The sequence below is a fragment of the Chimaeribacter arupi genome (assembly GCF_002858805.1).
GTDB classification, from domain to species: Bacteria; Pseudomonadota; Gammaproteobacteria; order Enterobacterales; family Enterobacteriaceae; genus Chimaeribacter; species Chimaeribacter arupi.
The window spans coordinates 1-3,182 of record NZ_PJZI01000073.1 but is presented as its reverse complement, the minus strand read 5'-3'; the positions used below and the strand labels follow the sequence as shown (position 1 = coordinate 3,182).

General features: G+C 58.7%; 4 protein-coding genes. 2 read left to right on the top strand and 2 right to left on the bottom strand.

Features of this window, described 5'->3' with window-relative positions; genetic code table 11:
* Positions 1-362: DUF6392 family protein (locus CYR52_RS22820; protein WP_206605025.1), on the top strand; the 362-nt coding region annotated here is incomplete at its 5' end.
* Positions 363-424: 62 nt separating this feature from the next.
* Here the strand turns inward: CYR52_RS22820 and CYR52_RS22070 are convergent.
* Both CYR52_RS22070 and CYR52_RS22065 read right to left on the bottom strand, forming a co-directional pair.
* A complete protein-coding gene (locus CYR52_RS22070) occupies positions 425-1,300 on the bottom strand; it encodes a glyoxalase (RefSeq protein WP_101829444.1) in 876 nt (291 codons plus the stop codon).
* Positions 1,301-1,400: 100 nt separating this feature from the next.
* On the bottom strand, positions 1,401-2,222 hold the full coding sequence (locus tag CYR52_RS22065) for an alpha/beta fold hydrolase (RefSeq protein ID WP_101829445.1): 822 nt from the start codon (positions 2,220-2,222) through the stop codon (positions 1,401-1,403).
* 328 nt (positions 2,223-2,550) lie between these two features.
* Between CYR52_RS22065 and CYR52_RS22060 the strand changes: the two genes are divergently transcribed.
* Positions 2,551-3,182 (top strand): hydrolase (locus tag CYR52_RS22060; protein WP_101829443.1); only part of this gene is annotated, 632 nt, incomplete at its 3' end.

Below are 3,182 nucleotides of genomic sequence, written 5' to 3'. Positions count from 1 at the left end.
GTGATCCTGATCTTAGTCTGGATATGGCGAAAGAGGGGGTTTATCTATCATTCCGGCGTGCCGGGCGAGTTCTTCAGGATGTAACATTGATTATTCAGAGACCTGAAATGAAAAAATGGTTATTTCCTAACAGGTTACCTTTTTGTTTGGAAAAAGAGATGACGATAGCTAAGGTTCATCATTTGTTTGGAGAGCCTCTTCGGAGTACTCCACCTAAGGTTGTCATGAAACGCGCTATTGGGCGTGCTGATCTTTATACAATTAAGGAGCTGCCTATCCCTGTTAGTATGCAAATCAGGTATGACATAGAAAATAGGGTTGAATTAGTTTCATTTTTCCCTACCTCAGAACTTCGCTGGTAGCCTTATCACCTTTACCATCGCCGCCCACGCAGCTTATTGCGCGGGCGGGGTATGACATCACTTTATGCTTTCACCTGATGAATCTCGGCAATATAACCGCCGGGGAATTCGACCATCGCGGCGGGCGCGGTGGTATCGGCAGAACGCCAGAGGATTTTCGCATGGCTGGCCAGCGCCTTGTCCAGGGTTTGCTGGAGATTGGTGACACCGTAACCGGTGCGCTCATGGCCGAACGGGTAAGGCAGGTGGCCATCGGTCACGAAAATCTTGACCTTGCCGAAGGTGGAGGAGAGGTCCACTTCACGCACGGTGCCGCTGGTTTCGCCGATCAGGGCGGCGCTGACCTGCTGGTCACGGTCAACTTTGCCTTGTGAAAACTGCTGGTAGCTGCGGATGAAATCCTCCACCCGGTAGCGTGACAGGTAGACGCGGTTCTCCGGCACGCTGCTCAGCGGCGCGTAATCCGGCGCTTTGGTGTGCCAGTAAAGCTGCATATTCACGCCGCCCGGCCACTGGATCACCGCATCGCGGCCAATCGGGTCCGGGAACGGCTCGACCAGCACATCCGCCCCTGCCGCTTTCGCCTGCGCCACGGCCGCATCCATATCCCGCACCAGAAAACCGTTGCGCTCATCGCCGAACGGGTAAGGTGTTGGGGTCTGGAAATCAAACACCGAGAAGCTGCCGACCGGTGTCAGCACCAGTTGGGAGAGCGTCTCGCTGGGGGTGGGGGTGACGTCGGCGGTGATGCGTTGGGTGGCCTTGCCGCCAAAGGTGTGCAGCAGGCTGTTGACGAAATCATCCATTTTGCCTGGCTGCACGTAAACATGGGTGGTGTCATATTGGGCACCCACCGCCAGGCTCTGGGCGGCCCAGGCCGCCGGGCACGCGCTCAGGGAGAGCGCCAAAGCGAGCACGCCAAACCGGGTTTTATTCATGACCTTCTCCTGTGGGCAATAACATCCCCGGCCTTCACCGGCCGGTTGCAGAACACCAGAAAAAGCAGGTGGCACCGGGCGGCACCACCTTCAGGCCGGGTTAACGGGATTGCAGGAACGCCAGCAGGTCTTCGTTCAGCTGATCCTGATGGGTGGCTGCAAAGCCGTGCGGGGCGTTGTCGTAGACTTTCAGCTCCGCGCCGGGGATCAGGTCTGCCGAGAGTTTGCCGGTCGCCTCGAACGGCACGATCTGGTCATTGCTGCCGTGGATCACCAGCGTCGGCACGCTGACTTTTTTGATGTCGTCGCGGAAATCCGTCTCAGAGAAGGCGGTCACGCAGTCGATGGTGCCTTTCAGCGAGGCGAGCAGCGCGATGTTCAGGGTCTGGGTCAGCACGCCCTCAGAGACGTTCTGCCCGGCATTCAGGCCGTAGAACGGCGTGGCGAAATCGCTGATAAACTGCGCACGGTCTTTGCGCAGGCCCTCTTTGATGCCGTCAAACACGCTCTGATCCACGCCCTGTGGATGGTCATCCGTCTTGCCGAAAATCGGTGTCACCGCACCCAGCAGCACCAGCGCGGCCACGCGGTCGCTGCCGTAACGGCCGATATAGCGCGTCACGTCCCCGCCGCCCATCGAGAAGCCCACCAGCGTCACCTCGTTGAGATCGAGTCCGGTGATCAGGTCGTTGATGTCAGAGGCGAAGGTGTCGTAGTCATACCCTTCCCACGGCTGGTCGGAACGGCCAAACCCGCGACGGTCAAAGGCGATGGCGCGGTAGCCGCGTTCCGCCAGGAAGTTCATCTGGCTGTCCCACATGTCCGCATCCAGCGGCCAGCCGTGGCTGAACAGTACCGGCTTGCCGGTGCCCCAGTCTTTGTAATAGATCTGCGTGCCGTCTTGGGTGGTGATGGTGCTCATGGCGATCTCCTGAACGTAGTGGATGAAAGGGTCCGGATAAAACAGGGTAAATACACGCCGGAACAGGCGTTGCCTCAGCGGCACCCTATCCGGCGTGATCAACATACTCAGCCGCCCCCGCCGGGCGTGTTGGCGCCCCGGCAGGATGTGGCCGGATTATGGTCAGCGGGGCGACGCAGCGTCTAGTTATACGTAGGGATAGGTATACCTAAAGATAATAGTGCCGCCGCTGCGCCCGCCCTACCATGCACCCTGAGAGTTATGACTGCGGCCGCGCCCTTTTGCCGGCTGCCTTTTCCTTGTTACACCAACCTCAATGGGTACCGCTATGACCAACACGAAACTTGAAGTCCTGACGCCGGACAATTGCCAGATGATCTTCATCGACCAGCAGCCGCAAATGGCCTTTGGGGTGCAGTCCATCGACCGCCAGGTGCTGAAAAACAACACCGTTGCGCTGGCAAAAGCGGCGAAAGTCTTCAATATCCCGACCATCATCACCACGGTGGAAACCGAGAGCTTCTCCGGCCATACCTACCCTGAACTGCTGGACGTGTTCCCGACCCACGACATCCTGGAGCGCACCTCCATGAACTCCTGGGATGACCAGAAAGTGCGTGATGCGCTGGCCGCGACCGGCAAGAAAAAAGTGGTGGTCTCCGGCCTGTGGACGGAAGTGTGCAACAACAGCTTCGCCCTGTGCGCGATGCTGGAAGGCGGCTATGAGATTTACATGGTGGCGGACGCCTCCGGCGGCACCACCAAAGAAGCGCATGATTTCGCCATGCAGCGCATGATCCAGGCGGGCGTGATCCCGGTGACCTGGCAGCAGGTGATGCTGGAGTGGCAGCGTGACTGGGCGCACAAAGAGACCTACACCGCCGTGATGGACATCGTCCGGGAGCATTCCGGTGCCTACGGCATGGGCGTGGATTACGCCTACACCATGGTGCACAAAGC